Annotated in this window: 1 protein-coding gene; it reads right to left on the reverse strand. The window is 68.3% G+C overall.

Going from position 1 to position 1,456, the window contains the following annotated elements:
- Positions 1 to 26 precede the first annotated feature (26 nt).
- Positions 27 to 1,406, reverse strand: a complete 1,380-nt coding sequence (locus tag EP30_RS10790; protein WP_140558674.1) for an IS3 family transposase — start codon at positions 1,404 to 1,406, stop codon at positions 27 to 29.
- Between the last annotated feature and the right edge of the window lie 50 nt (positions 1,407 to 1,456).

Below are 1,456 nucleotides of genomic sequence, written 5' to 3' on the forward strand. Positions count from 1 at the left end.
GGGGGTGCGGATGTTTTTTTGGATGGCTAGGAGGCCAGTCCAAGGTGTCTGCGGTATTGGACCGGGCTCATCCAGCCCAGTGATTTCTTGATGCGTGTCTCATTGTAATGGGTGAGGTAGGCGGCGAGGCGGGCATGGAAGTCGTCGTAGCTCACTCCCGTCCAGTCGCGTCCGTGCAGGAACTCGTTCTTGAGCCTGCCGAAGAACCCCTCGGCGGCCGCGTTGTCCGGCGAGCAGCCCTTCGCGCTCATGGAGCGGGTCAGGCCGTGCTCCTCGCAGATGCGGATCCATCCCGGCCACCGGTAGTGGCATCCGCGGTCCGAGTGGATGACGGGCCTGTCCCCGTCGCCGAGCGTGGCGACGGCGTCGAGCAGCATCCGGTCGGCCATCGCGGCGTCCGGCGACCGGGAGAGCGTCCAGGAGACGACCATCCCGTCGAAGCAGTCGATGACCGGGCTCAGCCAGCACTTGTACCCGTCCATCGTGAACTGGGTGACGTCCGTGACCCACAGGCGGTTCGGCGCCCCGGCGTGGAAGTCCCTGTCCACGAGGTTCGCGGGGGCGTCGCCGATCTCGCCCCTGTAGGAGCTCCACCGCCTCGCCCGTCTGAGATACACGGGCCTGAGCCCCTCCTCGCGCATGATCCGGCGCACGACCTTCTCCGACACGACGACCGGATCGTCCCCGTCCAGACGCAGGAGCCGGTGGATGACCCGGTAGCCCCACACGCGTCCGCCCCGCTCGAACAGGCGGGCGATGCGCTTCCTGAGCGCGGCGTACCGGTCGCCGGCCGCGATCGCGGAACGCCCGTAATAGTAGGTGCTGCGCCTGAGCCCCACGGCGTCCAGGGACGCCGAGAGACCGAACTCGCCCCTGAGCGCGTCAACGACCCGCGTCCTCTCCCGATTCGTCAGCGCGGACGGGTCGAGACGCGGGTCGTCGGCTTTTAAAACCCTGATCGTCTCCCGCATCACCGCGTTCTCCAGACGCAGCGCCTCCACCTGCCGGCGCAGCTCGTCCACATCCGCGCCCCGCGGCACCGCGCGTCCCGGCGCCTGCGCATCGCCATGTCCCGTGACCAATCCCGCACCGCCTTCCTCGCGATACCTGCGGGCCCACGCGTACACGCTCGTCTCGCTGCAGCCGGCCGCCCCGGCGGCGGCCCTCGCGTCGCCGGTCTCCATGAACACGCGCACGGCCCTCAACTTGGCATCAAGCGTATACGACGCCCCCTGACGGCCCGCGGGACCATGACGGGGATCCTCCCGGATCCATCGGGCCACCGTCTTGCGCGCCGGTGCCTCGTCGCCCAGCTCGTCCCTGACGAACCGCGCGACACGGGAACACGACACCCCGTCCTCGTAATACAGATCGACCGCCATGCGTCGCAACCCAACCGGATACATACGAACTCCAATCCGGACGCCGAAACGTCCAACTTTTCGTCCGCACCCCC

The organism is Bifidobacterium sp. UTCIF-39 (assembly GCF_006408715.1).
GTDB lineage: Bacteria > Actinomycetota > Actinomycetes > Actinomycetales > Bifidobacteriaceae > Galliscardovia > Galliscardovia tissieri.

Bases quoted from the DNA above. Each gene is read 5' to 3' on its own strand.
- EP30_RS10790 (WP_140558674.1), bottom strand. From the start codon at position 1,406: ATGTATCCGGTTGGGTTGCGACGCATGGCGGTCGATCTGTATTACGAG.